This window comes from Tardiphaga sp., assembly GCF_044336785.1.
Taxonomy (GTDB): Bacteria; Pseudomonadota; Alphaproteobacteria; order Rhizobiales; family Xanthobacteraceae; genus Tardiphaga.
Window position 1 is genome coordinate 1 of sequence record NZ_JBIIOT010000178.1, and the last position, 4,346, is coordinate 4,346.

General features: G+C 64.7%; 3 protein-coding genes. All 3 read right to left on the bottom strand.

Going from position 1 to position 4,346, the window contains the following annotated elements:
* Positions 1-127: 127 nt before the first annotated feature.
* The 3 genes from ACIQ2A_RS25565 to cobS all read right to left on the bottom strand — a co-directional run bounded on the left by ACIQ2A_RS25565 (position 128) and on the right by cobS (position 4,344).
* Positions 128-1,171, bottom strand: a complete 1,044-nt coding sequence (locus ACIQ2A_RS25565) for an esterase-like activity of phytase family protein (protein WP_398484818.1) — start codon at positions 1,169-1,171, stop codon at positions 128-130.
* A 156-nt stretch (positions 1,172-1,327) separates the two neighbouring features.
* Positions 1,328-3,229, bottom strand: a complete 1,902-nt coding sequence (gene cobT / locus ACIQ2A_RS25570) for a cobaltochelatase subunit CobT (RefSeq protein WP_398484821.1) — start codon at positions 3,227-3,229, stop codon at positions 1,328-1,330.
* A 149-nt stretch (positions 3,230-3,378) separates the two neighbouring features.
* Positions 3,379-4,344 (bottom strand): cobaltochelatase subunit CobS, encoded by a 966-nt coding sequence (cobS, locus tag ACIQ2A_RS25575; protein WP_398484823.1) that lies wholly within the window; start codon positions 4,342-4,344, stop codon positions 3,379-3,381.
* Between the last annotated feature and the right edge of the window lie 2 nt (positions 4,345-4,346).

The window sequence follows — 4,346 nt, forward strand, 5'->3', positions numbered from 1 at the left end:
TCGAAATCTAGTTTGGTTATGAAAATTTAAGCCAAAAGCACCGCCCGCAGTGCCCCCTTCCCCCTTGCGGGGAAGGGCCGGGGATGGGGGTGCCGCAAACGCAGCCGTTGCCAATCGACGCCGAGCCTCACTCCACCAGCGTGAACTGCATCAGCAATGTCCGCTGCAGCATCGAAAAATTATTATCCGAGATCAGCGTGATCACCGTCTCGCCGCTCTCGGTGACGTGGGTATCGATGCCTTCGAAATTATCGATCTCATGGCCGAGATCGGCCTCGAACATCGTCGGGCCATCGACCACCGCATTCGGCATCACCTGTGCCAGCGGAATGCGGCGGATGCGGATGCCGGTGTCGCCGAACAGCGAGAATTTGCGCTCCAGCAGCAAGAGATCCCCGGACGGCAACTGCGCGGCATCGCTGATGTCGTATTTCAGCGTGCGGCGAATGCCGAAGGTGGCCGGCGCCTTGCCGCCGATGATCCAGCATTGAATGTTGCCGGCGGCATCAAGGCCGCGTTCGGAAATCGCCAGCAGCATGCCGGCCAGCGGAGAGGACTTGAACTTCTCCTTGGAGACGAGGACTAGCGATTCAAGGCTCTTATTGTCTGGGAGTTTACGCATGCCGGCCGGCTGCGGAATCACGTCGCCGCGCGCGAGCACGCCATCGCGGCCGAAATCGAATTTGACGATCTGATGCACGCGCTCGAAGCCGACATAGGCGATGCCGTCTTCCAGCGCGAGGGATTCAGAGTCGTACCAGCCGCGGGCTTCCAGCGGCTTGCCATCGCTGCCGAGAATGGGTGCGGCTTCCGCATCCACGACGCCTGTCATGATGGCGCCGCCATAGGCGATGCGGCCGGTGAACCACATGCCCTTGTCGCTCAGCGCGACAAAGCGCTCGCCTTTGTCATCGAGCCGCAACGCGGAGACACCACCGAAATCGCGGAACGTCGAGGTGAGGATGAGGCCGCTGCGATATTGCAGCGCGCCGAAGCGGGTCTGCTGGGGATCGCGGGTATCGAAGGCCGGGACGGGCCGGGCATCGATGGTGATGGTCTCGGCGGCCCGGGCAGACGCCGGCGCGGGAACGGGGACGGATTGGGCGCGGGCCAGTGCCGGCCACGCCGCGGTGGCGGCGAGCGAGGCAAGGATGGAGCGGCGGGTGAGCATGCTCGTTCAACCCACAGCCAACACCACCCTCATGGTGAGGAGCGCGCCAAGGGCGCGCGTCTCGAACCATGAATGTGGGGCACATCCTTCGCGACGCCGCGTCGCGGCTCCTCAGGATGAGGGCGGAGCATGCTGAGGGCAGAGAGGTGCATGGCGTCAATGCACCTTACGCCGCCGGCCATGGCTTGGCGCGGGACCATTCGTCTCGCTGAACAGCTCTGCCAGCTTCTCGGTGATGGCGCCGCCGAGTTCCTCGGCATCCACGATGGTCACGGCGCGACGATAGTAGCGCGTGACGTCGTGGCCGATGCCGATCGCGATCAGCTCCACCGGCGAGCGGGTCTCGATCTCCTCGATGATATGGCGGAGATGGCGCTCCAGATAATTGCCGGGGTTCACCGACAATGTGGAGTCATCCACCGGTGCGCCGTCGGAGATCATCATCAGGATCTTGCGTTGCTCGGGACGCCCCAGCAGGCGCTTATGCGCCCAGTCGAGCGCCTCGCCGTCGATGTTCTCCTTCAGCAACCCCTCGCGCATCATCAGGCCGAGATTCTTGCGCGCACGACGCCAGGGCGCATCGGCCGACTTGTAGATGATGTGGCGGAGATCGTTGAGGCGGCCGGGATTGGCCGGCTTGCCGGCGGCGAGCCACGCCTCGCGCGACTGCCCGCCCTTCCAGGCGCGCGTGGTGAAGCCCAAAATCTCGACCTTGACGCCGCAACGCTCCAGCGTGCGCGCGAGAATATCGGCGCAGGTGGCGGCCACGGTGATCGGGCGGCCGCGCATCGAGCCGGAATTGTCGAGCAGCAGCGTGACGACCGTATCGCGGAAGGTCGCTTCCTTCTCATGCATGAAGGACAGCGGCGAGAACGGATCGGTGACCACGCGCGACAGGCGGGCGGGATCGAGGATGCCTTCCTCGAGATCAAAATCCCAGGCGCGGTTCTGCTGCGCCATCAATTTGCGCTGCAGGCGATTGGCGAGGCGCGCGACGACGCCCTGCAGATGTGCGAGCTGCTTGTCGAGATAGGCGCGCAGGCGCTCCAGCTCGTCGTGATCGCAGAGGTCTTCGGCGGCGATGACCTCGTCGAATTTCGGCGCGAAGGCGTGATATTCGGGGCCGAGACGCTCATTGGCGCCGCGCGAATTCGGGCGCGTGGCTTCGCCGGGCGTGTCCTCGTCGCCCATCTCGCCGTCTTCGTCGAAGGTGTCGGAGGCCGAGGCCTGCGCGCTTTCCATGGCGCTGTCGGTCATCTCCTCCGATGACTGCTGCGCCTGGTCCGCGCTCATTTCCTGCGCGGCGTCGCTTTCCGGCGAGCCTTCGGCGCCGTCCTGATTGTTCTCGCCCTGGCGCTCGTCGTCCTCGCTCTCCTCATCATCGGGCTGGGCATCGCGGTCATCGCCAAGTTCGAGATCAGACAGCAGGCTGTGAATGGCATCGCCGAACTTGGCCTGGTTCTCGGTGATATCCGAAAGCTGGTCGAGCCGCGGGCCGATCTTCTGTTCGAGAATGGGGCGCCAGAGATCGACCACCTTCTGCGCCGCAGCCGGCGGTGCGAGACCGGTGAGGCGCTCGCGCACCAGCATGGCCAGCGCATCGGCCAGTGGCGCATCGGCGCGGTCGGTGATCTCGTCGAACTTGCCGCGGTGGAAATGGTCTTCCAGCATGGCGCCGAGATTCTTGGCGACGCCGGCCATGCGGCGCGAGCCGATCGCCTCGACGCGGGCCTGCTCGACAGCCTCGAACACCGAGCGCGCCTGCGGATTGCCAGGCATCAGCTTGCGGTGAACCTTCGGATCGTGACAGGCGAGCTTCAGCGCGATGGAGTCGGCATGGCCGCGCACGATGGCGGCGTCACGCTTGCTCAGCTTGCGCGCCGGCTCAGGCAGCCGCGCCTTGCCGGGCGCGAGGCCGGGCTTCTCGGCGGCGTAAGTGACTTCGAGCTCGGGCGTCTTGGCCAGCGCGCGAAGGGCGGAGGCGACCGAACGCTTGAACGGCTCGGTCGGCGCTTCCTTGGCACCGGTGCGGAATTGTTTGGATGGGGTCGTGCTCATCGCAACCTTTTCAGGGGTCGTCCCCGCGAAGGCGGGGACCCATAACCACCGACGGATATTTCACGCCGGGGCAACGCCCCGGATTTCATCTGAAGCTCCGCCGTGTATGGGTCCCCGCTTTCGCGGGGACGACACGGAGGATGCGAAGATCAGGTCAGCGCCACATTCACCGAGCTCTCGGGGAGCTCCGCGTTGAAGCAGCGCTGGTAGAATTCGGCGACCAGCGGGCGCTCGAGTTCGTCGCACTTGTTGAGGAACGTCACGCGGAAGGCGAAGCCGATATCGCCGAAGATGTCGGAATTTTCCGCCCAGGTGATCACCGTGCGCGGGCTCATCACCGTGGAGAGATCGCCATTGGCGAAGGCGTTACGCGTGAGGTCGGCGAGGCGCACCATCTTGTTGACGATGTCCTTGCCCTCGGTGGTCTGATAGTGCTTGGCCTTGGCCAGCACGATCTCGACTTCCTCGTCATGGGCGAGATAGTTGAGCGTGGTGACGATCGACCAGCGGTCCATCTGGCCCTGATTGATCTGCTGGGTGCCGTGATAGAGGCCCGACGTATCGCCGAGGCCGACCGTGTTGGCGGTGGCGAACAGGCGGAAGGCCGGATGCGGCTTGATGACCTTGTTCTGGTCGAGCAGGGTCAGGCGGCCGGCGACTTCCAGCACGCGCTGGATCACGAACATCACGTCCGGGCGGCCGGCATCGTATTCGTCGAACACCAGCGCGACATTGTGCTGCAGCGCCCAAGGCAAAATGCCGTCACGGAATTCGGTGACCTGCTTGCCGTCGCGGACCACGATCGAGTCCTTGCCGACGAGGTCGATGCGGCTGATGTGGCTGTCGAGATTGACGCGCACGCAGGGCCAGTTGAGGCGGGCGGCGACCTGCTCGATATGGGTCGACTTGCCGGTCCCGTGGAAGCCGGTGACCATCACGCGGCGATTGCGGGCGAAGCCGGCGAGAATGGCCAGCGTGGTGGCGCGGTCGAAGCGGTAATCCGGATCGCTGTCCGGCACATGCGGATCGGTCTTGGAGAAGGCAGGCACTTCGAGATCGGAATCGATACCGAAAACCTTGCGCACCGACACCTTGATGTCGGGAATGCCGGTCAACG

Bases quoted from the DNA above. Each gene is read 5' to 3' on its own strand.
- ACIQ2A_RS25565 (WP_398484818.1), bottom strand. From the start codon at position 1,171: ATGCTCACCCGCCGCTCCATCCTTGCCTCGCTCGCCGCCACCGCGGCG.
- cobT (WP_398484821.1), bottom strand. From the start codon at position 3,229: ATGAGCACGACCCCATCCAAACAATTCCGCACCGGTGCCAAGGAAGCG.